This window comes from Burkholderia sp. WTPI3 (assembly GCF_021483755.1).
Taxonomy (GTDB): Bacteria; Pseudomonadota; Gammaproteobacteria; order Burkholderiales; family Burkholderiaceae; genus Burkholderia.
The window spans coordinates 1-23,329 of record NZ_JAGIXF010000034.1; the positions used below are offsets into that span (position 1 = coordinate 1).

At 64.8% G+C, this 23,329-nt stretch carries 22 protein-coding genes and 1 pseudogene; 7 read left to right on the forward strand and 16 right to left on the reverse strand.

Translation table 11 applies throughout. The features are described from left to right. The 5 genes and pseudogenes from J7024_RS19355 to J7024_RS19375 all read right to left on the reverse strand — a co-directional run. Positions 1–284 (reverse strand): annotated as a pseudogene (locus tag J7024_RS19355) (NADP-dependent oxidoreductase); the annotation flags it as partial. 34 nt (positions 285–318) lie between these two features. Beyond that, entirely contained in the window at positions 319–1,107 is a 789-nt protein-coding gene (locus tag J7024_RS19360; RefSeq protein WP_124826507.1) for an SDR family oxidoreductase, read from the reverse strand. Positions 1,108–1,526: 419 nt separating this feature from the next. Then, positions 1,527–2,114: a phosphatase PAP2 family protein gene (locus J7024_RS19365; protein WP_175750674.1), complete on the reverse strand. Its 588-nt coding sequence runs from the start codon at positions 2,112–2,114 to the stop codon at positions 1,527–1,529. A gap of 81 nt (positions 2,115–2,195) precedes the next feature. Continuing rightward, positions 2,196–3,512 carry an Nramp family divalent metal transporter gene (locus J7024_RS19370; protein ID WP_124826510.1) on the reverse strand — a complete coding sequence of 439 codons (1,317 nt, stop codon included), beginning with the start codon at positions 3,510–3,512 and terminating at the stop codon, positions 2,196–2,198. Then, the gene (locus J7024_RS19375) at positions 3,461–4,534 is read right to left on the reverse strand and encodes a helix-turn-helix domain-containing protein (protein ID WP_124826511.1); all 1,074 of its coding nucleotides are present in this window, start codon (positions 4,532–4,534) and stop codon (positions 3,461–3,463) included. The genes J7024_RS19370 and J7024_RS19375 overlap by 52 nt, the downstream gene beginning before the upstream one ends. A 485-nt stretch (positions 4,535–5,019) precedes the next feature. Here J7024_RS19375 and J7024_RS19380 point away from each other — a divergent pair, with 485 nt between their 5' ends. Further along, positions 5,020–5,961 carry a LysR family transcriptional regulator gene (locus J7024_RS19380; protein ID WP_234745373.1) on the forward strand — a complete coding sequence of 314 codons (942 nt, stop codon included), beginning with the start codon at positions 5,020–5,022 and terminating at the stop codon, positions 5,959–5,961. A gap of 113 nt (positions 5,962–6,074) precedes the next feature. Then, positions 6,075–6,476: an OsmC family protein gene (locus J7024_RS19385; RefSeq protein WP_124826513.1), complete on the forward strand. Its 402-nt coding sequence runs from the start codon at positions 6,075–6,077 to the stop codon at positions 6,474–6,476. A 131-nt stretch (positions 6,477–6,607) separates the two neighbouring features. Here J7024_RS19385 and J7024_RS19390 read toward each other — a convergent pair whose 3' ends face one another. Next, the gene (locus J7024_RS19390; protein ID WP_124826514.1) at positions 6,608–7,489 is read right to left on the reverse strand and encodes a Dyp-type peroxidase; all 882 of its coding nucleotides are present in this window, start codon (positions 7,487–7,489) and stop codon (positions 6,608–6,610) included. A 508-nt stretch (positions 7,490–7,997) separates the two neighbouring features. On the opposite strand from J7024_RS19390, the gene J7024_RS19395 reads away from it, so the two are divergent. Beyond that, entirely contained in the window at positions 7,998–9,860 is a 1,863-nt protein-coding gene (locus J7024_RS19395) for an ABC transporter ATP-binding protein (RefSeq protein WP_124826515.1), read from the forward strand. Between the two features lie 328 nt (positions 9,861–10,188). Here the strand turns inward: J7024_RS19395 and J7024_RS19400 are convergent, their stop codons facing one another. Then, complete coding sequence (locus J7024_RS19400) at positions 10,189–11,091, reverse strand: LysR family transcriptional regulator (RefSeq protein ID WP_124826516.1); 903 nt, start codon at positions 11,089–11,091, stop codon at positions 10,189–10,191. 230 nt (positions 11,092–11,321) lie between these two features. On the opposite strand from J7024_RS19400, the gene J7024_RS19405 reads away from it, so the two are divergent. The 3 genes from J7024_RS19405 to J7024_RS19415 all read left to right on the forward strand — a co-directional run bounded on the left by J7024_RS19405 (position 11,322) and on the right by J7024_RS19415 (position 13,955). Next, positions 11,322–12,284, forward strand: a complete 963-nt coding sequence (locus J7024_RS19405) for a LysR family transcriptional regulator (protein ID WP_124826517.1) — start codon at positions 11,322–11,324, stop codon at positions 12,282–12,284. 241 nt (positions 12,285–12,525) lie between these two features. Continuing rightward, on the forward strand, positions 12,526–13,179 hold the full coding sequence (locus J7024_RS19410; RefSeq protein WP_268838386.1) for a cytochrome d ubiquinol oxidase subunit II: 654 nt from the start codon (positions 12,526–12,528) through the stop codon (positions 13,177–13,179). A gap of 95 nt (positions 13,180–13,274) precedes the next feature. Next, positions 13,275–13,955 carry a hydrolase gene (locus J7024_RS19415; protein ID WP_124826519.1) on the forward strand — a complete coding sequence of 227 codons (681 nt, stop codon included), beginning with the start codon at positions 13,275–13,277 and terminating at the stop codon, positions 13,953–13,955. 94 nt (positions 13,956–14,049) lie between these two features. Here the strand turns inward: J7024_RS19415 and J7024_RS19420 are convergent, their stop codons facing one another. The 9 genes from J7024_RS19420 to J7024_RS19460 all read right to left on the reverse strand — a co-directional run bounded on the left by J7024_RS19420 (position 14,050) and on the right by J7024_RS19460 (position 22,218). Next, positions 14,050–14,403 (reverse strand): BON domain-containing protein, encoded by a 354-nt coding sequence (locus tag J7024_RS19420; RefSeq protein ID WP_124826520.1) that lies wholly within the window; start codon positions 14,401–14,403, stop codon positions 14,050–14,052. A 50-nt stretch (positions 14,404–14,453) separates the two neighbouring features. After that, positions 14,454–15,545 carry a porin gene (locus J7024_RS19425; protein WP_390680040.1) on the reverse strand — a complete coding sequence of 364 codons (1,092 nt, stop codon included), beginning with the start codon at positions 15,543–15,545 and terminating at the stop codon, positions 14,454–14,456. 148 nt (positions 15,546–15,693) lie between these two features. Beyond that, positions 15,694–16,143, reverse strand: a complete 450-nt coding sequence (locus J7024_RS19430) for a nuclear transport factor 2 family protein (RefSeq protein WP_124826521.1) — start codon at positions 16,141–16,143, stop codon at positions 15,694–15,696. A 248-nt stretch (positions 16,144–16,391) separates the two neighbouring features. Beyond that, on the reverse strand, positions 16,392–17,102 hold the full coding sequence (locus J7024_RS19435; protein WP_124826522.1) for an NIPSNAP family protein: 711 nt from the start codon (positions 17,100–17,102) through the stop codon (positions 16,392–16,394). A 38-nt stretch (positions 17,103–17,140) separates the two neighbouring features. Next, positions 17,141–18,199 carry a maleylacetate reductase gene (locus J7024_RS19440; protein WP_175760244.1) on the reverse strand — a complete coding sequence of 353 codons (1,059 nt, stop codon included), beginning with the start codon at positions 18,197–18,199 and terminating at the stop codon, positions 17,141–17,143. A gap of 42 nt (positions 18,200–18,241) precedes the next feature. Next, on the reverse strand, positions 18,242–18,877 hold the full coding sequence (locus J7024_RS19445) for an alpha/beta hydrolase (protein WP_124826524.1): 636 nt from the start codon (positions 18,875–18,877) through the stop codon (positions 18,242–18,244). 62 nt (positions 18,878–18,939) lie between these two features. Further along, positions 18,940–19,899, reverse strand: coding sequence for a VOC family protein (locus tag J7024_RS19450; RefSeq protein WP_124826525.1), 960 nt, complete (start codon positions 19,897–19,899; stop codon positions 18,940–18,942). A 64-nt stretch (positions 19,900–19,963) separates the two neighbouring features. After that, a complete protein-coding gene (locus J7024_RS19455; RefSeq protein WP_124826526.1) occupies positions 19,964–20,722 on the reverse strand; it encodes a citryl-CoA lyase in 759 nt (252 codons plus the stop codon). After that, the gene (locus J7024_RS19460) at positions 20,722–22,218 is read right to left on the reverse strand and encodes a class I adenylate-forming enzyme family protein (protein ID WP_124826527.1); all 1,497 of its coding nucleotides are present in this window, start codon (positions 22,216–22,218) and stop codon (positions 20,722–20,724) included. The genes J7024_RS19455 and J7024_RS19460 overlap by 1 nt, the downstream gene beginning before the upstream one ends. 229 nt (positions 22,219–22,447) lie before the next feature. Between J7024_RS19460 and J7024_RS19465 the strand changes: the two genes are divergently transcribed. Beyond that, a complete protein-coding gene (locus J7024_RS19465) occupies positions 22,448–23,221 on the forward strand; it encodes a GntR family transcriptional regulator (protein ID WP_124826596.1) in 774 nt (257 codons plus the stop codon). Positions 23,222–23,329 lie beyond the last annotated feature (108 nt).

Sequence of the window (23,329 nt, forward strand, 5' to 3'; positions counted from 1 at the left end):
TGCACGAGACCGCCTTCGGGGACACCCGGGTTGCGGGCCCCAGCCGCGCGCCCGGGGCCGCGCGCGCGCATCACCTCGCCGATCGCGACGGGCGGCAGGTATTGCGGCACGTCGCTCATCCACACGCGGTTGGTCGGGTCCATCGACAGATACAGCACGCGCACGAGCACTTCGCCGTCGGCGAGCGCAGGCACCGGCGTGTCGACCAGCGAAAAATGTTCGCGGCCGACGCGTCCTTCCGGGCGCGTCTTCAGCAGCAGTTGGCGGTTCACTTGTGTCGGCACGATGTTCTCCTCCGGTTGTGGTTGTCGATGCGCGTCAGACCGCGCACATGCCGCCGTCGATCACGAGTTCGGCGGCCGTCACGAAGCGGCTCTCGTCGGACGCCAGATAAACGGCCGCATGCGCGACGTCGTCAGGGTCGCCGAGCCGGCGCAGCGGAATACCGCGAGCGAGCTTGCGCGTCGCGTCGCGTTCGCCGAGCGACTGGAACAGCGGCTCGACGATCCCCGTGCGGATGAATGCCGGGTGAATCGAGTTGCAGCGCACGTCGAGTTCGCGGCGTGCGCAATCGATCGCGACCGACTTCGTCAGCGACGCGACCGCCGCTTTCGACGCGTTGTATGCGGTGAAGTCCGGTTCGACCTTGAACGCGGCCACCGACGAGATGTTGACGATCGAAGCGGGGCTGCTCTCGGCCAGATACGACAGCGCATGCTTGCAGCCGAGCACGATGCTCTCGACGTTGATCGCCATCACGCGCCGCCACTCGTCGAGCTCGATCTGCGCGGGCGAGCCGATCGACCCGACACCCGCGTTGTTGACGAGCACCGACAGCCCGCCCATCGTGTCGACCGCCTGCACCAGCAGCGCCTGCCAGCGCGCTTCGTCGCGCACGTCCTGCGTCGCCGCGAACGCGACCGGCGCCGCGCGCCCCGCGTTGAGCTCCTGCGCGAACGCATCGAGCACCGCTGCTTCGGCGATGTCGGTCAGGAACACGCGCGCGCCCTGCTCGACCATCCGGCGCGCGATCGCGCGGCCGAGGCCGCCGGCGGCGCCCGTGATGTACGCGCACTTGCCTGCAAGGCGCGGAGAAACGACTGTCATGTGACCTGCTCCTATCGTGAATCGTCGTTGCGGACCGCTGCCGCGACGGCGGTTACCGTGCGCCGGCCGACGGCCGCGCGGTGTTGCGCGAGTATAGCGAGCGGGCAGCGACACACGCCCCGGACGGCTCGGGCAGCCCGTCGCAGCCTGCCCCCGATCGAACGAACGTCAGCGTACGCGAATGCCGCCAATCGATGAAATGAATATTCGTAATGCCCGGTCATAGATGTCGCTCATGATCTGCTCGCATCCGTGCCGATCCGATGGTGCGGCGCGACCGGGCTCTCGGCTCGACGGAAACCGGACGCCGGCACGAGTCGGCAACACGATGAAACGAATGGACTGAAGTATAGGAAGAGAGCCGCGGTGCGAGAACCGCATGCGGCACCGGGGCATCCGTGCCCCGGCGAGAACCGTCGTCAGAATCCGTCGCCTGACGCGCGCACGAATGCGCAGAGCTGCGGAGAATGGGTATCGATCATCTGCTGGAACGGCGCGCGATGTCCATACGCGATGCCGGACACGAGCAGCAGGCAGACGGCCGCGATGCGCGGCGAGAACGAGCGCTTGAGCGCCCGGCCGTACGCGTGCAGGAACACCAGCGCGACCAGCGCGCCAAGCAGCCAGCCCGCAATGACTTCGGGAATCGTGTGCGAATGATCGAACACGCGCGCAACCGCCGTCACTGCGCCGACCGCGAGGCCCGCCGCCACACCCGGCAGCTTCCCCGGACGAAACGCCTGCCACAGCATCGACAGCGCGACGGTCCACACGGACGTCGACAGCATCGTATGCCCGCTGATCACGCGGAAATCGAACTGCGGAAGCTCGATTCCGCACCCTGCGTAGAGAATCTTGGTGGCCCCGACGAGGCTCATCCCGAGCGCGAGCAGCGCGACCCATCGCACCGCGAGCCGCCAATTGGACAGCGCGAGCCAGACGGCGCACGTCAGCGCGACCGGCAGGGTCAGCGCGGCATCGCCGATGTTGCTGATTTCACTCCACATGACGGACTTCGAACGACAAGCGAAAGGCCGCAGTTTAACGCAAGCGCGCCGTGCGTCTGTGTCAGCCTGTGACAGGCTGTATCAGCCCGCGACACCCGTAATCAGCAGCAGGTTCGTGCCGGTGATGACGGCAAACAGCGCCCACGCGGCCACCTGCATCCGGCGGCCGATCGCATGCTCGCCCATCGTGTTGCGATCGCTGACCGAGCGGATCAGCGGCCACATCGCGAACGGCAGTTGCAAACTCAGCAGCACCTGGCTCCACACCAGCAGCTGCCCGACCGAACCGTCGCCGAGCCACAGCACGCCGATCAGCGCCGGCACCAGCGCGAGCCCGCGCGTGATCAGCCGGCGCTGGTAGCACGGAATCTTCGTGTGCAGGAAGCCGTCCATGATCACCTGGCCGGCGATCGTGCCGGTCAGCGTCGAGCTTTGCCCCGACGCGAGCAGCGCAATGCCGAACAGCAGCGCGGCAGCGCCGCCCGCGATCGGCGTGATGAGCCGATACGCCTGTTCGATGTCGGTGACGTCGTGCCGGCCGGTCGCATGAAACGCGGCGCCCGCGACGATCAGGATCGCCGCATTGACGAGCATCGCGACGACCAGCGACACGCACGTGTCGATGCGCACCAGCGCGAGCGTGTCGCGAACCAGACCGCGCGCGCCGCCGACCACGTGCCGCGTCTGCACGACCGACGAATGCAGATACAGGTTGTGCGGCATGATCGTCGCGCCGACGATGCCGAGCGCGAGCACGATCGCATCCTTGCGGTCATGGCCCGGATCGCCCGGCACAAGCCCCAGCGCGACCGCATGCCAGTCGGGCGGCGTGATCGCGACCTGAGCGACGAAGCAGAACGCCATCGTCGCGATCAGCCCGAGCACAATCGCCTCGATCTGCCGGAAGCCCTTGCCTTGCAGCCCGAGGACGATCACCGTGTCGAGCGCGGTCAGCACGATCCCCCACGCGAGCGGCACGCCCAGCAGCAGCTTGAACGCCAGCGCGCAGCCGAGCACTTCGGCGATGTCGCACGCGATGATCGACACCTCGGCCGTCACCCATTGCACGACGCGGCCGAAGCGGCCGTAACGGTCGTAGCTCGCCTGCGCGAGGTCCTTGCCTGCGACGAGGCCGAGCCGCGCCGCCAGCATCTGCAGGAAGATCGCGGCAAGACTGGAAAACGCGACGACCCACAGCAGCGAATAACCGAATTGCGAGCCGGCCTGGATGTCGGTCGCCCAGTTGCCGGGATCCATGTAGCCGATCGCGACCAGCAGGCCCGGGCCGAAGAAGCGTTTGAGCTTTACCCAGCGCGACGCGCCGGCGTCGATCGTGATGCTGCCCTTTACTTCTGACGGGCAGAAGGGGGCTGTGGCGGTAGTGGGAAGCAAGGGCATGGGAACCGGGGATCGTGATCGCGACACGGTGATTTTACGGTCATCCGCCCCGTTTTCTCGCGCGCCTCGGCGCGCGGGCCGCGGCCCGGCCGCTCGCCGTCGGCGCGGCCGGGCCGCGGCGTAGCCCGCGCGTCGGGTATCCCGTCCGGCGCCCCGGCACCATTCGCCAGCAGCCGTTCGCGTTCGGCGACGCGAAACTCGGTCGGCGATATCAGCAGCCGCTGGCGAAACAGCTTCGCCAGGCGCTCGCCGCTGCCGAAGCCCGTGCGCCGCGCGACCTTGTCGGCCGGCAGCGTCGTGTGGATCAGCATGTGACATGCGCGCTCGAGCCGCACGTGCTGCACGAACTCGGTCGGCGTCACGCCGATTTCCTTCTTGAAGCGCCGCAGGAAATTGCGCTCGCTCATCGCGACCGTCTGCGCGATGTCGGCAATCGAGATGCGGTTCGCGCTCTGCGCACGCAGTTGCTGCACCGACATCCGGATCGACGGGCTCGCGCTCAACTCGCGAAACGCCCACATCGACTGCGTACAGCGCTGCTCGACCGGCCGCAGCAGGTTGCTGGCGATCTCCTGCGCGGCGCTATCGCCGAGATCGGCGCGGAACATGTCGAGCACGGTGCCGAGCACGTCCGCGTCGTCGGCCTGCCGTTCTATCGTTGCCGCCGAGCGACGGGCGCGACCCGTCGTCGTCGCGCCGGCATCCTGCGGCCGCGCTGCTCCCGCGAGCGTCGACAGGTCCATCCCGTCGACGATCCACCGCGCATGCCGGCGAATGTCGATCAGCCGGCGCCGCAACGCATCGTCCCAGTTGACCGACGCGCGATCGCCGTGAAGATGAAAGAACGCGAACGCCCGGCGGCCGTGCTCGTCGCCGAGCGCCTCGGCGGCGATCTTCACGCCGGACGACGACTGCAACAACCCGCCGCTTTCGGATACGTACTTCAGCTGGTAATCCGCACTGAACGCATGCAGGCGATTCGCCAGATTGAAAGCCTCGCCGAGACGCGCGGCCTGGGCCAAAGAAAACCCCGTACTCAAATAGACAACGACCCACCTCTGATCTGCTGCTTCCACTGGCCAAGCCCCCGACTGTTTCGACTTCTTCTAATACCGTCGAACTGTCGGGCTTATATTTGGTTTGACCTCGTGCGACAGGACGGCTATCTCGAAATATGAAGCGACGGCATCTTAGCCGAACGGGTCATGTCTTTGGCGCGAAATGGCCGAGAGGGACAGCATGATGGCGGATTACTACAGGCTGTCGCCGGCCGACGGCACGACCGCGCCGAGGTCTGCGTCCCGATGCGGCGCGCGGGCAGCGGACGCAGCCAATGCTGTGTATCGGAGCGAACGTCATCCACGCGCATCGAATCGCATCGATCGTCGCGAACGAACGGGATACGAAACGACATTTCCGGCAATGCCGATTCGGGCGAACGCACACATGCCAGTCCGTTGTTCGCGCATCCTTTAGAATCGGCGCACTACCCTCCTCGCCTGCATCCGTGCCCGCCGATCATCGTCTCGACCTGAACCTGTTTCGCGTGCTCGACGCCGTCTACGTGCACGGCGGCATCGGTGCGGCCGCCCGTGCGCTGCATCTGACGCAGCCGGCCGTCACCCACGCGCTCAACCGGCTGCGCGCGCATTTCGGCGATCCGCTGTTCGTGCGCCAGGGCAACCGCGTCGTGCCGACCGAACGCACCCGTGCGATCATCGCGGACGTACAGCTTCACCTGGCCGGCCTGCAACGCACCGCGCGCGCGCCGTCGGCATTCGATCCGGCAACCCTCGACCTGAGCGTCGCGGTCGGCATTCGCGACGTGCTCGAGTCGATCGCGCTGCCGCAGATCGTCGCCGCGTTCGCCGACGAAGCGCCGGGCCTGCGGTTCGTGAGTCGCCGCGTCGCGGTGCACGACATCAAACGCGAACTCGCATCGGGCAATCTCGACCTCGTCGTCGACCGCCGCGTGCAAACCGGCCCGCGCATCGCAACCGAGCACCTGCTCGACGATTCGCTCGTCGTCGCGATGCGCCACGATCATCCGCTGATGAGCGGCACGCTTCGGCGCGGCGACTATTTCGCCGCGCGGCATATCGCGGTGTCGTCGCTCGGCGAACCGCAGTCGCTCGACGTGCTGCTCGGCAACGACGGGCGCTTCCGTCACATCCAGCTGGTCTGCCAGCACTATTTCGCCGCATGCCAGATCGCCGCGTCGGGAGACCTGCTGCTCACGCTGCCGCGCACGTATGCGCTGCGCATGACCTCGATGCTGCCGATCGCCGTGCAGCCGTTGCCGCTTCGGCTCAAGCCATTTCCGCTGCTCGCCTACTGGCACGAATCGCGCGAAACCGATCGCGCGCACCGGTGGGTGCGGGAACGTGTCGCGGCGCTGGTGCGGCGCAGCGCGGGCGTCGTGGCCCAGGATCGCGCTTCACGCCAATAGCGCAGGCTTGCGAGCCCGCCCCGGCGCCCGCGATTCCGGCCGAACCGGTATGCTGGCGGCTCTACGCCGCACGCCGTCGCGGCCCACTCGTTCCCGCTCACCGGAGACTTGCCATGTCGCTCATCCACGCTGCCGCCACCCTCGCCGCCGACGCGCCGAACTACGTCGTCCAGCTCCAGGCCGGCACGCACGCGCTGACCGGCGACGAAGCGCCGCGCGAAGGCGGGCAGGATCTCGGCCCGGCGCCGTACGAGTTCGTGCTCGCCGGCCTTGCGCAGTGCACGGCCGCGACGCTGCGCATGTACATGCAGCGCAAGGCGTGGCCGGACGTGCGCATCGACGTGCGCACCGAGTTGCATGCCGATCGCGAAGGGCTGCAGTACGTGCGCCGCGTCGTGACGCTCGACGGCCCCCTCGACGACGCGCAACGCCAGCGTCTCGCGGAAATCTGCGAGAAGACGCCGGTTACGCAGTTCATCAAGCGTGGCACGCGCATCGAAACGACGTTGAATTGACGATCGTCGTACGCAGCACCGGCATGCGGCGCGCGAAGCAGCCTGCCCCGCACGCGACCGATACCTGACATGCAAAACGGGCGGGCCGTGCGCGATGCGCGGCCCGCCCGTTCGCGAATGTCGTCCGGCGCTTACAGTCCGAGCGCGGACAGATCCAGCTTGCCGTCCTTCACCGGCGGGCACCAGAAATACGCACCCGTCAGCGGCCGCGTGAAGCGGAACAGACCGTCGACGATACCGTCGTCCGCGCCGCTCATCCGGCGCATCTGCACGTCGAACGCGCGGAACGAACAGCCGAACGCGACGAAGTAGAGGCCTGCGCGACGCGCATCGGACCACGGCGACGAGCGGCGCAGCATGAACGCCTCCGGCTCGAAGCTTTCCTGCGCGGTGCGCTTCACGTGCGCGAACTCGGGTGCGTCGTCGAGTTCCTCGTTGTCCGAGCGGCGGCGGCCGATGATGTGGTCCATGTCGCCGGACGCAATACGTTCCATCTGATCGAAGTCGTGCAGCCATTGCTGGACCGCGACGAAGCTCGAGCCGTCGAGCCCGGCGCCCTGCCCCGTGACGATCGCCGCGGCCACCGCGTCGTCGCCTTCCGGGTTCTCCGTGCCGTCCTCGTAACCGGACAGGTCGCGGTCGTTCGAATAGCGGAACCCATCGACGGCGTCCTGCAGCGCGAATGCCGGCGCAAGCGCGCGCTCGATCGCGCGTGCGCGCAGCACGAGGTCGCCGCGATCGTCGCCGCGCAGCCACACCCACACGTCGGCCGGCGTGATCGGCAGCGTGCGGTCGTTCACCGCGAACGCGGGGTATTCGGTGAGACCGGGAACCGGGCGTCCGATGTGCGCGGCCAGCGAATGTCCGAAGCCGACGACCGCGTCGCGCCCGTCGACGAGTGCGCGCAGCGCCGCGAGCGCCGCTGCCACGTTGTCGTTGTCCGAAATCGTGAAAGTCAGGTATCGGGCCGCCGTGTCGATCGGAGCCAGGATGCCTTGCTGAACGTCGCTCATCGTTTCCTCAGGAATGTATCGGGGTGAATCTGCGGGGCCGTACCGGCCGGCGCGTGGCGGGTGGCCGCGCGCCGCGCAACGCGAAAGTGTAATCGATGCGGGCGGCCGCCCCGTGCGCCACCGCGCCGCGGCGCGCGCCACGAAGAAGGGCCGGAACCCCGAATACTAACCGTATCGACGCAGCAACGCCGCATTCGTCAGACGTTGCAGCGAGTCCGGCACTGCTGATAAAATCCCTTCACGTCTTTTCGGCGTCCTTTCAACCGTTCACTTCAGGGAGGTGCAGATGTCCCGAATGCCAGCAACCTTCCCGAACGTGGTCCCACGGCGCGGCTGATCCAGCCCGTCGTCCGCGCCGGCTCCCGGATGCTTCGCTAACCCGCCAGCCCGCGCTTTTTTCCCGACAGCCCGTTTCGTTTTGTCCGCGTCGCTCGTGCGGCCGGCTGTTGCGTTTTCGACGTTCTCCGAACCGGAAAGTCCCGTCGCGCGATGCGCCGGGCAACGACACATGACCAGAAAAACCACTCGTCTGGGCGGCCAGGCGTTCCAGGCCGTTTTCGGCTTCACTTTCCGCTACTGGCGCAAACAGCCGGTGCGCACCGCGACGATCGCGGCACTCGCGCTGCTCGGCGCGCTCGCCGACGTGCTCACGCCGCTGTTCGCGGGCCGCCTCGTCGATGCGCTGTCGACCGGCCTGACCGACCGCGCCGCCGCGTGGCATTCGGCCATCGTCGCCTTCATCACGCTCGCCGCGCTCGGCATCGGCGCGACGCTGCTGCGGCAGGGCGTCTACCTGAACATCATCACGCTCACGCTGAAGATGATGAGCGAGATCGCGGCCGCGTCGTTCCATCGCGTGCAGCGCTTCTCGACCGACTGGCACGCGAACAGCTTCGCGGGTTCGACCGTGCGCAAGATCACGCGCGGGATCTGGGCACTCGACCTGCTCAACGACACCGTGCTGATCGCGCTGCTGCCGTCGGTGACGATGCTCGTCGGCGCGACCGTGCTGCTCGGCACGCACTGGCCGGTGATGGGGCTCGTCGTCGGCGCGGGTTCGCTGCTGTACATCTCGGTGACGGTCGCCGTGTCGCTCGGCATCGTCGCGCCGGCCGCGCGGCTCGGCAACCTGTGGGACACGCGCATGGGCGGCGCGCTTGCCGACGCAGTGAGCTGCAACGCCGTCGTCAAGGCGTTCGGCGCGGAAACGCGCGAGGAAGCGCGGCTCGCACGCGTGATCGGAAAATGGCGTCAGCGCACGCGCCGCACGTGGGTGCGCGGCACGTTCAACGGCGGGTTGCAGGGTGCGATGCTCGTCGCGATGCAGGCCGCGATGATCGGTGTCGCGTTGCGGCTGTGGGCGAACGACGAAGCGAGCGTCGGCGATATCGCGTTCTCGCTGACCATGTTCTTCATGCTCCAGGGCTATCTGCGCGACGTCGGCATGCACATCCGCAACCTGCAGCGCTCGGTCAACGACATGGAAGAACTCGTCGCGCTCGAGCATCAGCCGCTCGGCATCGACGATCGTCCCGACGCACCGGCGATCCGGATCGGCCAGGGCGAGATCCGCTTCGAACACGTGACGTTCCGCTACGGCAACCATCCGGTTGCGCTGTACGACGATTTCTCGATGCGCATCGCGCCCGGCGAGCGCGTGGGCCTCGTCGGCCATTCCGGGTCGGGCAAGACGACGTTCATCAAGCTGATCCAGCGTCTGTACGACGTGTCGGGCGGGCGCATCACGATCGACGGCCAGGACATCGCGCAGGTACGGCAGGATTCGCTGCGCAGCCAGATCGCGATCGTCCAGCAGGAGCCCGTGCTGTTCCACCGCACGCTCGCGGAGAACATCGCGTATGCACGCCCCGGCGCGAGCCGCGCCGACATCGAGCGCGCCGCGCGCCTGGCCAGCGCGCACGACTTCATCGTCGCGCTGCCGGATGGCTACGACACGCTCGTCGGCGAACGCGGGATCAAGCTGTCGGGCGGCGAACGCCAACGGGTCGCGATCGCGCGCGCGTTCCTCGCCGATGCGCCGATCCTGATCCTCGACGAAGCGACATCGAGCCTCGACAGCGAAAGCGAGGTGCTGATCCAGCAGGCAATGGAGCGGCTGATGGTCGGCCGCACGACGCTGGTGGTCGCGCACCGGCTGTCGACGGTGCGCTCGCTCGACCGCCTGCTCGTGCTCGATCGCGGCAAGGTGATCGAGGAAGGCAGTCACGACGAGCTGATCCGCATCGACGGCGGGATCTATCGCCGGCTGTTCGAACGGCAGGCGCTGGAACTGGCGAAGGGCCTGATCGATTCGCCGCAGCGCATGGTGGATGACGACGCGGGGCCGTTGGGGGAGCCGGCGGCGGTTTGATGGTCGTCCGTCACGACGTGGCCCGACGTCTGTATCCGCCGGGCCACGCCGGCGATCGGGTTCGGATCGAGGCCGTGCTGATGCACGGCCTCTTTTTTGATTCGTCGCTATCGCTCCCCTCCGGGCCAGACGAACGACGTATCCATCCGCGTCGCCCCGCCTGCCTGTCGCCCGGCCCACGGACATCGGACCGCCCACGTCCCTTCCGGCCCGCTCCACGAACACGAACGCACTGTTCGAAAGGCACGTACTACACACGTCCTCGCGACCGGCTTAAGCTAACGAGGCCCGCTGCCGAAGTCTGCGGCACTGACATTCCGGCAACCCGTCAGGATTCTTCGATACGCGCAAACTCGTCGACCAGAAAATCCAGCAGTGCACGCACCGAGGGAAGCAGCCCTCGGCGGGACGGGAATACCGCGTGGACGATCCCGCTTTTCGGTAGCCAGTCGGGCAATATCCGGATCAGTTCGCCACGGCGCAGTTCGTCGCTCACCATCATCGTCGGCAACTGGACAATGCCCGCTCCCGCCACCGCGGCCTGACGCAACGCAATCATGTCGTCGGTCACGAATCGTGGCGTGTGGCGCACCGTCGCCCGGGCATCGCCCAGGCCCTCGAGATGCCAGACATGTTGCGGTTGCGGTGGCCCGAAATCGAGACTCGGCCATTCGGTCAGCTCGGCAGGCGCCGCAATTGCATGCTGCCGCACGAGAGCTGGACTCGCGACGAGGCACCAGGTGCGTTCGCCGAGCACACGCATAACGAGATCGCTGTCCTTCAACGGCGGCGGGCGAACGCGAATGGCAATGTCGATCCCTTCGCCGACCACGTCGACGACGCGGTTGGTCGCCTCGAGATGCACGGTGACGCGCGGGTTGCGCGCCATGAACTCCCCCAGCATCGCGCCGATTCGGGCATGCAGCATCGCGACCGGACTGGTCAGTCGAACCACGCCCTGCGGCTCCGCCCGCATCTGCTCGATCACATCCTGTGCCGCCTCCGCCTCGACCAGCATCGCCTTGCAGTGGTTGTAGTAATGCTGGCCAATTTCCGTGACCGAGAACTGGCGAGTGGATCGCTGCACGAGTCGCACGCCGAGATGCCGTTCGAGCGTCGCGATCCGTCGGCTCAAGGTGGATTTCGGCACGCCGAGCACGCGGCTGGCCGGCGCGAAACCCTTGTGGTCAACCACCTGTGCGAAGAAATAGAGATCGTTGAGGTCCTGCATCGGCGCGCTCGATCGTTCCATAAATGAGACGCTGAGGATAACTCGCGCAGTCTACCGACGCAAAACAGGTTCCTCTACGCTTCGGTCATGCGCTCACCACGCAATCAGCCGGCTGAATCGCCCGGATAGCGCTCCCCCGACGTCGCCCGTGTCCGGCAGCACCCGAGCCACGCCGAATCGCGATGGAAGACTGCTTGTGTTCCACGTCCGACGACCACCCTGATCGCCTCATGAAATCGCTGAACCATGACGATATCCAAGCTTTCCTGCTCGCCGTCGAGCGGCAGAGCATATCCGAGTCCGCGCGTCGGCTCGGGTTGTCGAAATCCGTCGTCAGCAAACGCATCAGCGACCTGGAGCGCACGCTCGGCGTCCAGTTGTTGACGCGCTCCACCCGTAATGTCACGCCGACCGAATCAGGCCTGACGTTCTACCGTACCGCATCGGATTCGATACGCCGACTCATCGATGCCGCGGAAGCGATCGCAGAGCAATCGCAAGGGCTGTGCGGGGAATTGCGCATTACCGCGCCGATAAGCCTGACACGGCTCTGGCTCGGGGCGGCGATCGCACAATTCGCCGCAACTCATCCGCAATTGCGCGTCACGCTCGAGACCGACGATCGTATCGTCAACATCGGCGCGGAGCGGTTCGATGTGGCGATCCGTTCCGCACGGCTTCCCGACAGCATGCTCGTCGCACGCCGTCTCGCCGCCTGCGAGCGTGTTGTCGTATGCAGCCCGGGCTATCTCGCGGCGCACGGCGAACCGCGATCAATCGACCAGTTGCTTGGGCACAAGTGCCTGAACTACAGCAACGCGACGCCGTCCGCCACTTGGTCCTTCGTCACGCCGTCGGGTCTCGGCAAACCACGATCGATCAGCCCGGCAAGCACCTTTCTGTCCAACAACGGCGAAACACTGCGCGACGCGGCGATACAAGGCATCGGCATCGCGATGCTGCCACGCTACATCGCGGACGCAGACCTGCGCGACGGCCGGCTCGTGCGCTTGCTCGCAGCGGCAACGCCCCAGGACGAGACCATATATGCCGTATACCCGCGCAACCCGTTCGCGAATCACAAACTCAAACTGTTCATCGAGCATGTTCGTATCACGCTGCTCGACCCGAAGTGGCCCGGCAACGACGGCGACGACCGACACACCGATGCGCTCGCCGAAGATGCGCTCTGACACCCGCCGCCTCGGCTGACTCGGGACGATATCGAACGAAGAGTCGCAACGAATACTCCTCCCCTGAATTTCCAGTCGATCAGTTGTCCATATCGATTAGATGATGTCGTCCCAACCGGAATCCTCAACCCGACCATGTCCGTCAAGAAAATCCTCTCGTTCCCGGCGAAGGCGATCGGCACGCTCGCATTCGCGGCGGCCATCGCCACAACAGAGGTGGCACTGATTCTTTGCGGTCGCGATGTACGTCATGCTGGACGGATTCGATCTGGGTGTCGGCATCCTGCTGCTGTCCTCGAGGCACGGCCCCGAGCACGACGCGCTGGTCGACAGTATCGACCCCGTCTGGGACGGCAACGAAACGTGGCTGATTCTGGCCGCCATCGTCCTGTTCGGCGCGTTTCCCCTGGCCTATTCGATCCCCGCACCGGCCTTCTATCTGCCGTTCATGGTGATGCTGGTGTCGCTCGCCTTTCGCGGTGTTGCGATCGAGTTCCGGGTTCATACGCCGTTTCCACGCTTCTGGGACGGCGCGTTCAATATCGGATCGATACTCGCCGCGTTTGCCCAGGGCCTGGTTGGGGGTGCGCTGCTGTCCGGCGATATCGCGGTGGCAGGGGGCCGATTTTCCGGCAGCACACTGGACGTTTTCACGGGTTTCAATGTGCGGACGGGCCTGGCCGCCATCGCGGCGTATGCGAGCCTCGGCACCGCATCACGACGATGTGCCGCATGGGCTACGCCGCCGTGCGCCCCGAGCGCGCCTGGAACGGGCACGCGGCAACGGACCACGTTCGCGTGCCGCCTGTATGTCGCATCGCTGCTGGTGTTCGCATTGACCGGCTGCCTGCTCCACCTGCTTTTCGCCTTGATCTTTCGACTGCAGTGCCCGTAAGCATGACAGCCATTCGCGCAACCGCGCCAACCCCGGGTCCATCCGCTGTCCGTCCGGAAACGGCGCACCGGACCCGCCTTACCAGGAGTATTGCCATGAGCGCACCTGCCAACTTCAACGGTCAGCGCCCCGTCATCGACCCGAACGATACGGCGATGTTGTTGATCGACCATCAGAGCGGCCTGTTCCAGACCGTGAAGGACATGGAAATGACGGTCCTGCGCAATCACGCGATTGCGCTGGCCAGGATCGCCACGCTTTGCAAAATGCCGGTGATCACCACGGCGTCGGTTCCGCAGGGCCCGAACGGCCCGTTGATCCCGGAAATCCACGAAAGTGCGCCGCATGCCACCTACGTCGCGCGCAAAGGGCAGATCAACGCGTGGGACAATCCCGACTTCGTCGATGCGGTCAAAGCGACCGGCCGCAAGACGCTGATCATCGCGGGCACCATCACCAGCGTCTGCATGGCGTTCCCGGCCATCTCCGCGGCCCACGAAGGCTATAAGGTCTTTGCCGTGGTCGACGCATCGGGTACCTACTCGAAAATGGCGCAGGAAATCACGCTTGCCCGGGTGGTTCAGGCCGGTGTGGTGCCGATCGACACGGCTGCGGTCGCTTCCGAACTACAGCAGACCTGGCATCGCCCCGACGCACAACAATGGGCCGAAGTCTACGGGATGATTTTCCCCCCGTACCGCCTGCTCATCGAGAGCTACCTGAAAGCCCAGGAGGTGGTGAAGCATAACGAGCAGCTCGATTCCGAACGGGCATAACCCGGTCGGCCGTGCCGGTCCGCGCGCGCGGACCGGCTACACCCATCCTTCCCGATTCACGGGCCGCCCCGAATGCAGCGGCCCCGCCCGATGCTCACTCCGGCCGAATCAACAGGTCGTTCCTGACTGCGGCGACGCCGCTCACCGAGCTCGCTACCGCGGTTGCGATTTGAGACTGCGCGCTATCCGTCACCGAGCCGCGCAAGACGATCGCACCGTCGCGCGCAATGACGCCGATGTTGGCCGCATTCAGCCCCTTGGCGCTCCCCAGCGCGCGAACGACGGCCTTCTGAAGCCGGCGATTGGCGGCCCGGATTTCCTTCTTGCTGGACGTGACCGCCGGCGGCGCACTACCGGAACCGGCCGGCTCCGACTGAGCCTGGACGTTCACCGCAACGGACAGCGCGGTCGCCACGTAGAGCGACAACAGGGCGTGACTGGTCTTCATGTCTGATGTTCCTGATTTCGCGGCCCGGTACCGGGCCACGATCGAGATGATTAGAAAAATTTCCGGATGCCGACCGTCCCGCCGAACGTCGTGCCCGCGGTGCCATACAGTGCCCCGATCATCGACAGGCCGGTATTCATTGCCCCGTGATTGTTGACCAACCCGCATTGCGCGTAGAGGGTCGTGCTCTTCGACAGGAAATAGTCGGCGCCCACAGCCGCCATGACGGAATGATTGGTCGTACGGTTGCGATCGCTCGTCAGCCATACCCCTGCGTTGATACCCAGCGTCGGCGATGCGAACCAGTTGATGCCGCCGCCGAACACATTACTGTCGAACGAGCCGGCAACCTTGAAGTTGACGAACGATGCCTTTGCGGTGAGCGAGCCGAATTGATAGCCGACACCGATCATGCGGCCATCGAACTCGACATTGGTCGGCACCGGCGTGCTCTGCGCGCCGCCTGCATTGCCGCTGTAAAGCGCGGCATTGACCGTCAGTCCGCCGTGCTGGTATCGGATGCGCGCTGCATATTGCTTGCCGGAGCCAAAATCACCCGGCTTTCCGCCAAACGCGAACATGGTGCTGACGGTCAAACCGGAAAAGGTGGGGCTCGTATACGTCACTGCGTTGGGATTGAAAATGCTGGTTCCCAGCACGGTACCGACGTAAATGGTTGCTTCGCTGCCGAACAGCGAGAGATCGCGAGGATCCGAATCGTAAATTGCCTGAAAGAACGGGGAAAATTGCAACCCCATTTTCAACTCGCCGGCAGCGCCCGACAACGCAATCCACGATTCGCAACCGAACAGGTTTCCATTGCAGTGGAACAAGCTGCCGTCCGTCGCACTGATACCGCTCTGCAGACGAAACTTCGCCTTCAATCCACCTCCGAGATCTTCGACTCCCTGCAGGCCGAACTGCGAATAGTAGCGACCGCCGTCGATCATCGACACCTGGCTTCCATCGTTGAGACCGGTGACGGGGTTACGCGTCTTGTTCGTATAGAGCATCGCCACGTCAACTACACCGAATAGGGTGACACTGCCTTGAGCGTACGCAGGCGCGCATGCGGCAGTCGCCATCAGACAGCCGGCAAGCCCCAGCGAAACATGCTTTCTCGCTGACATCTTCATCTCCATACCTTGCCGCCAATCAAGCGACAATGATTTGTTATCCTGATTTTTATAATCACATGCCGGATCGATCGACAAGACCGGTACCTATCTGCGTACCGTCAAGATCGACCTGGACGGTTCGATAGCGCGATCCGGCATCGCGAGCGCCAGCTCAGTAGCGGCGGATCGGTTTCGTCCCGAGCCACGGGTAGCGCTCCGTATCGCCGCCCGCATAATCCGGATCCAGATAGACGTGACACCGCTGGATCCTGAAATCGCGAATCTCGAACACATCGCACCAGCGCCCCGCGTGTGTGGCACCCGCCTGCCAGGCCGCCCCGGTTTTCAAGCTGCCGCTCGACAGCCCCTCGACGCACACGAGATCTCCGTGTTGAATGACGTTCAGGCAGGAAGTCTCGTGCGAGACGCCGGCAAGAATCGTCATGAGATCGCCAAACAACTGACCGATTTCCTCCTTGCCGCGTGCAACACCCCACTTCGGGAAATACATTTGCGCGTGGTCATCGAACAGTTCCAGCAGGTTGCCGCCCCGGTCCAGCCGCCTGAAGTACTCGAGCGCGATCGCCTTCCGTTGCTCATCGTTCATCGTCTTGATTTCCATCTTCGTCTCCTTTAACCAAAAACTTCATGCCCAGGTAAATACATTTGCATTCCTTATCGATTTTAAAATGACACTCCATTGAAATTTCCACGTCCGGAATGCTCCGTGCTTATTTCATGCCGGGGCGGCTACGCATCGAAAGATCGGGCCGGCGGTTTCGTCGTGAGCGCCCGGCCTCGGCAGGAACATCGCCATCAGGAAAAACGGGGGCGTCCCTGCGGAGCGCATGCCTGCACTGCCACGATCGGTTACTGTTCGATGAACAGCGGCGACATGTCGGCCACTGGCGACGGCCGGAGCAAAGCATGGGCGACGTCCAGCAACACCGGAGAAAGTTCGTTCAGCAGCGACTTCCATGTGCCGGGCCAGGACTGCACCGTCTGCCGGGCGACCCAGTCGTCCACGCTCGTCGGGTGCATATAGACACGCACCCGGTTCAGCGGGCCGACCATCACATTGAACGCGCCCAGCAAGCCATCGGCAAACGATGCGTCGTCGGCCAGCCCCCGTTGCGCGAAAGCCTGCCAGAACCGCGGCACGCCGCCTGCGCGGAACGTCAAGGTCGTCTCCGCGACCACCGCGCGTAGCGCGGACACCGGTATCGGCGCCCCATGTGCCGGCAACCAGTCGTTGCCGTTACCCCACATCGGCGTCGCCCGATCGAGGCTGGCCGGCACGAGAAATTCGTTTTCCTGGCGCAGGATCATCGGCCGGACTCGCGCGAAATAGGCGGCCAGACGCGTATTGCCGGGCAGGCCGCCCAACCGCGCTTGCCAGTCCGCGAAGTCGTCGTAGCGATAAAGGCAAACGACCGACTCGGACATACCGGATACAGCAGCGAACGCGCCGATCAGGCGCTGCAGGATCGGGCCCAGCCCGTCGGCGCGCAACTGCTGCGCCTCCCAGAAGTCATTCAGCATGCCTGGCTGCAGCGTGTAGGTACGGCGCTCGATCAGCATCGGTTTCTCCACTTCGCGGCGACGACGCCGCTATCGTGTTACAGGGGATCGGCGCCTTCGTAAGCGCGTTCCAGCAGTTCGCGAACCGCGTGTCGCTCGATCGGGCGAGGATTCGGATAGGCCTTGTCGACAATCAGGTCCGCCGCACGGTCGATGCCGTCGCGCGGCATCCCGATCTCGCGCAATGAACGAGGTGCATCGAGCGAGTCGATCAGGTCACGCAGCCCGGCGATCGCGTCCGTGGCACCGATCGCCCGCCCTACACGCCCGAGCGCATGCTCAACGTGAGCCGCGTTATAGCGCAGCGCATACGGCAGGATGACGGTATGGACGTCGGCATGAGGAAGATTGAACGTTCCGCCCAGCGTATGGCATATCTTGTGATGAACGCCCATTTGCACATTGCCGAGCACGGTTCCGCAGAGCCATGCGCCGTAAAGCGCATCGCCGCGCGCGTCGACGTCGGAAGGCGACACGTACAGACGCGGGAGCGCACTCGCGAGCGCACGTATCCCCTCTTCGGCCATCAGGCTATATACCGGGCTGCCATCGCGCGCATACAGTCCCTCGACGGCGTGCGCGATGGCGTTCATGCCACTCGTGACGCTCAGCTTCACCGGTAGCGTGAGCGTCAACCGCGGGTCATATACAACGCACCGCGGCAGCACGCGCCAGTCCTTGCCGGTTTTCTTCACACCCGCTTCGGTCAGCCCGTAGAGCGGTGTCATCTCGGAGCCGGCGTAGGTTGTCGGCAACGCGATGATCGGCAGATCGGCTTCCAGCGCAATGGCCTTCGCAAGGCCAGTCGTCGACCCGCCGCCCGCCGCGATGCACGCATCCGCGCCGGACTCCCGCATCACCCGGACCGCCTCTCGCGCCACCTCGACAGGGACATGCATGACTGCCTTGGCCAACACGCCCGCACTGCGCTTTCCGAGCAGATGGTCGATTCGACGCCCCAACTCCGCCTGTTCGGGCGTCGTAATCAGGATGGCCCGAGCGACACCCAGCGAGTCGAGAATCCCGGGAAGGGTTTCCAGGCTGCCGCTGCCGAACACGACCCGACCGCCGTGGCTTTCATGGTTGAACGACTGCATGATGTGATTCCTGCTCAAAGGGGTGTCCGCCGCGCGACCGGGTCATGTACCGAGCGTGCATCTCGCATATTCGATTTCCGCATCACGTATTCCGTGCTCGGTCGCCGGATCAACGTGCAGTGTTACGGCCGCGCCGGCCGCTTCGAACAGGGCCGCCGACCGGCGGACGTATTCCACCGGGACATGAGGGTCGTGCTCCCAGGTCGAAAACAGTACCGGCATCCCTGAAAAATCGTGCGCAGCCGGAGCGCGCGGCAGTTCCGACGGCCCGATCAGCGCACCGGTAAAGGAAATCAACGCACGGTACCGCCGCCGGCTGCGCCACACGAACTCGCTGCACAGGCAGGCACCTTGCGAAAACCCCATCAGCACCTGCGATGCATACGGGATACCCTGCAACCGCAGCCGCTCCGACAGCGCGTCCAGGCACGCGAGCGCGTCGGAAAGACGGGGCTCGTTCAATTCGACAGGAACCAGAAAACGCTCTGGATACCACGATGCACCGTCTGCCATGGGCGCCCGCCATGCAAGGTCCGGCCGACCGAAACGGCGCACGACGTGATCGTGCATCCAGTCCGCCGACTGACCACGCCCATGCACGAGAATTACCGCGGCACGGGCACGATCGATCGGCTCGCCATAATCGATCACCGGCTGTTCGAGATGTGCATTCGTCATGAGATCGACACTTCCAGACAATCGCAGCGGGTGGCACGTAGCCACCCGGCCTGCTTCTCATTTCAGTAATTGAGGGCTTCCAGCGACTCAAGGATCACTGCGCGCTGACTTTCGAACTGCGGCGCAAGCTGCACCGTCTGCCCCATCTTCTCGTACGGTTCGTCGACGAGGAACGCATCCGGCTTCGAAACGGTCGCCTCGAACATCGCGCCGCTCGGGGTGCGAACGTAGATCGATTCGAAGTAACCGCGGTCCTTGCGCTCCGACGTATCGGTAAAGCCAAGGCCTTCGAGATTCGCCTTGACCCGATCCTGTACCAAGCGGTCGGCAACCTGGAACGCGCAGTGATGCACGATCCCCTCGCCGTACGTCCAGCTCGCCTGCGGCATGTCCGGTTCCAGCACGTAATCGACAAACTTGCCGGAGCCGCCGTCGCCGAACGCATAGCGAGCGAACTTGCCATCCTTCTCGACCTCGTGCGCCGACCAGCCCTGCTGCATGAATTCCTGCGAAGCCTCCATGTCGCGCACGTTCACGCCGATCGTATGCAGACCGCGAATAGCCAGCTCGGCCGGCACGTCGCCGTTCGAATAGGGCTTGCGCGCGTCGTCGGCAATGCCGATCAGCTCGTACGGGATGCCGCACGGATGGGAAAACGACAGGACCTGCTCGCCGAAACGTTCCGAACGGCGGACCTCAAATCCGTGCGCGGCGAGCCGTCGTTCCCAGAACGGAATCGCCGACTCAGGAACCGACAGCGACAGGCCGCCGATCTGCCCCGCACCGCGCTGACCCTTGCGGCCGAAATGCGCCACCGGAAAGCAGGTAATCAGCGTGCTTTCCTCTCCGAGATCATTTCCGTAGTAAAGGTGGTAAAACGGCGCCATGCCGTCGTAGATGAGCGTCTTCTTCACGCTTTTCAGCGACAGCACCTTCGTATGAAAGTCGTAGTCCTGTTGCGCGGTGCCGACGCACAGCGTGATGTGATGGTGGCGCATGATCGCCTGGTTGATCTGGGTCATGTTTGTCTCCTTCATGGAATCGAATGCGATACGAATTCACGGCGGACAGGAACCGGCCGACGTACTAACCGGTCATCGCGTCGTCGACGAGTTGCCAGATGAAGCGCCCCGACGGACGCTTCTGCTCTTCCGCGATATGCGCGATCAATCCGGCCGCGCGACCGAGCACGGCGAAGCCGCGCATCAACGACGGGGGAATACCGAGATCGCCAAGCAGTGCCGCAATCGCGCCGGTCGCATTGATCGTGATGTGCTTGCCGGCAGCGGCATCGACTTCCGCAGCCAGCATGTCGAGCGCTTCGCAATGTGCGCCATACGTACCGGCGTCGCGCGCGAGCGCCAGCAATGCGATGGCACGCGGATCGTCCGGCCGGTGCAGATGGTGACCAAATCCCGGAACGGGCTCGTGCCGTGCACGGTATTCACGCGCCACATCCGCGGCTTCGCGCGGCGCGTCCGGCTGTGCCGCGACAATCCTCGCGAGCAACTCCGCGGCCGGCTCCATCGTGCCGACGAAACGGCTGGCCACCGCAAGCAGGCCTGCGGCTACGCCCGCCTGAAGATTCTCGGGCGAACTCGAGTAAACCATCCGCGTCGCAATCGCACTGGGGGTCATGCCATGCTCCATCAGCGTCACGAGAATCGCATCGACGACACGTCGCTGGTTCTGCCCGAGCGCGATACCGAAGGTCTGCTGCATGAATACATCGATAAAACCTGCGTTGCCGATCAGGTCGTGGACGAGATTACTGTCGCCGTAGTACACCGCATCCGCGGTGTAGTGACAGAGCCGGCTATCCGGCACATCGGCCTTGCCCGCCATCACTGCCCCCTTGTTCCCAGGATCGCATCCCGAACAGCCGGCTTGAGCACCTTGCCGACCGCGCTACGCGGCAATGCATCGAAAAAATGAACGACCTTCGGCGTCTTGACCGAACCCAGCTCGCGCTTGACGAAGGCGATCAGTTCGTCCGTGCGTACGCTTGCGCCCGGGCGCAGTTGCACCGCGGCATGTACCGCTTCGCCCCACTTATCGTCCGGAACGCCGACCACCGAGCAGTCCGCGACGGCCGGGTGCCCCGACAGGACCACTTCGACGTCTCCCGGATAAACATTGAATCCGCCAGTGATGATGACGTCGCGCATGCGGTCGCGCAGAAAAAGATAGCCGCGCTCGTCGAACACGCCCGCATCGCCGGTACGCAGCCAGCCGTCGATCAGGGTCTTGCGCGTTTCTTCTTCCGCATTCAGGTATCCGCTCATGACAAGGCCGCCGCGCACGGCGATCTCGCCCTCCTCGCCCGGCGGTAGCGGCGCCCCATCCTTGCCGACGACCGCCACCCGCGTCAGCAGCGTCGGTCGTCCGACCGACGCCAGGTTCTCGCCCGTCATGTCGGTCGGCGGCAGGAACGTGATGATTTGCGGTGCTTCAGTCTGCCCGAACGATGTACAAACGACCGGACCGAACACGGCCTGCGCATCGCGAATCTGCTCGGGCCGCATCGGAGCGCCCCCGTAGACCAGATAGCGCAACGAACCGAGCGCGCGCGGCATGCGGCGCTGTTCGTCGGCGAGCGCCTGGATCAGCGTCGGCGGTGCAAAGAAGACCGTCACGTCGTGCGCGCTCGCGTTATCGAGCAACGCACCCGGTTTCGCATGGTCGGGAAAGACCAGCGCACCGCCCGAGCCGAGGATCGGCAGCATGTATGTAGAAGTGCCGTGCGTGATCGGAGCCGCGACGAGATACCGGTCATTCGGCTGCAACCCGAGTTCATGAATCTGAGTCGCGATGCTCGTCGTCCACGCACGCAGCGGCTGGATCACCCCTTTCGGGAAACCTGTCGTCCCGCCGGTAAACTTGATGGCCTGCGCGTCGTCCAGCGGAATCCCGGCGCGCGAGCGAGGGCCCATCGCGAGCGCATCGCGATTTCCGGTCTGACGGGCCAGCGCCTCGAGCGGCTGCAACGGCGCAGCGATCGGCTCGAGACGCTCCAGCATCGCCGTATCGGCGAGTACCAGGGACGGCTTGACGAAATCGACGATGCGGTGCAACTCGGGATCGCCATTGCGCGGATTGAGCGGCACCCAGATCTTGCCGGCCGCGAGAATCGCGAGAATTGCCACCAAATGGTCGACCGAATTCGCGGCCCCCACACAAACACGGCTGCGCGGCTGCGGATCGATGCGATCGAGCGCGGCGGCGCGATCGAGCACGATTTCCGCGAGCGCGGAAAACGTCAGATCGCCCGCCGAGCTGATCACCGCGAGACGGTCGGGATGCCGCTGCACGGCACGCCACAAATAGTCGATTGGATACATGGGACGGACTCCGGGTTCAGGGCGCACTCGAGGCGAGTGCCATCAGTACGTGGCTGAACTTTATGAATTGTTCAAATGTTCGAACATTCGGATATACCCGAGGACCATGCGATACGTCCCCGCAACAAGGGAAGCGGCGCGCTTCATGAGACGTGTCGGGACGAACATTCGAACAAAGCGACCGAGCCGCCCGCTATACTGGAAGCCGCCCAATCATGCGTTGCCCCCGATGAACGCCCCCGTCCAAGCGTCCGATACCGTCTCGCTCGAATCCCCCCAGCCTCGTCATGTCGACCTTGCACGCACGTTGATGCACGACATCGGCAGCGGCCGATACCGAGTCGGCGACATGCTGCCGACGGAAGCCGAGCTTTGCGCCCAATGGAATCTCAGCCGCTATGCCGTGCGTCAAGCCATTCTGAAGCTGTGCGAGCTTGGCCTGATCAGCCGCCAGGCAGGGATCGGCACGCGCGTGATCGCGAGTCATCCGCACACGCGCTACGTGCAGTCGATGGATTCGTTATCGGATCTCGCCCGCTACGCGCAAGGCACGCGACTCGATGTCGTATCGCGAAGCGTCCGTCCCGTGAGCGATGCCGAGTCCGCCCTCCTGCACTGCGCACCGGGGACCAAATGGCTGCATATCGCCGGCATTCGCCACGATGTATCGGGTACAGCCGAGCCGATCGCGCTCGTCGACCTGTATGTCGCGGAGCGCTACAGTCGCCTGAAGGGCGTGGCAGAAACGCTCGACACACCGATACACACGATGCTCGAGCAACAGTTCGGCATCAAGGCGACTCGCGTCGAACAGCAGATCCAGGGGCTGCTGCTCGTCGGCGACCAGGCAGTCGCATTGCGGGTGCCGGACCAATCGGCCGGGCTGCGCATCGTGAGAACCTATTACGCTCAGGACACGGTGATCGAGGTCACGTCGGGCATTCATCCAGCAAGCCGCTTCAGTTATTCGATGACGTTTCAGCTGACGCATACATCGAACTGATACTCGATCTCCGGCGGCGTGCCGTGTCGAGCGAACGCGTCGCGTTCGTTCGACAAAAACGCTCTGTTCGACCAATCGTGTCTACCGCGCTTGCAACGTTTCGCTTAA